This window comes from Shigella sp. FC1967 (assembly GCF_001743005.1).
GTDB lineage: Bacteria > Pseudomonadota > Gammaproteobacteria > Enterobacterales > Enterobacteriaceae > Proteus.
In genome coordinates, this window is the sequence record NZ_MIIZ01000346.1 from 1 (window position 1) to 237 (window position 237).

Genomic DNA, 237 nt, shown 5'->3' on the forward strand with positions numbered 1-237 from the left:
GTTCATTCGTGAATTGGAGAAACACCATGTCTGATAACAAATCTCTTGTAACCCGTATCGCAAGCCGGTTTGGCGTGGACACCCGAAAGTTCTATGAAACTTTGAAGGCGACCGCATTCAAGCAGCGAGATGGAAGTGCCCCGACCGATGAGCAGATGATGACGCTCCTGATCGTGGCCGAACAGTACGGTTTGAACCCTTTCACTCGGGAAATCTATGCGTTTCCTGACAAGCAAA

At 49.4% G+C, this 237-nt stretch carries 1 protein-coding gene; it reads left to right on the forward strand.

Annotated elements, in window-relative coordinates; translation table 11 throughout:
• Nucleotides 1-26: 26 nt before the first annotated feature.
• Nucleotides 27-237 (forward strand): recombinase RecT (locus BHE89_RS03125; protein ID WP_171742442.1); only part of this gene is annotated, 211 nt, incomplete at its 3' end.